Here is a 213-nt window from a genome sequence, read left to right as displayed (position 1 = left end):
GGGAGTGTTGTTCGGTGTATTCGAGAAGAACGAGATGGTGAGATAATACTGGTTGCGAGAGAATTAACGCGGTAAGGCGTACCGATGTAGGACATCAATAAGCGAAGCGCATTGCGCCGAAAGAATAGAGTGGGGAATACGGGGTCAAGTCTTTGGTTAGATAAAACTCAAGCCAATTTTGAACAAAGGTTCCCAGGTCAGCAGTCAAATCGA

The organism is Thiolapillus sp. (assembly GCF_048562965.1).
In the GTDB taxonomy this organism is placed as follows: Bacteria; Pseudomonadota; Gammaproteobacteria; order Chromatiales; family Chromatiaceae; genus Thiolapillus; species Thiolapillus brandeum_A.
Note: the sequence above shows the minus strand (reverse complement) of the source record.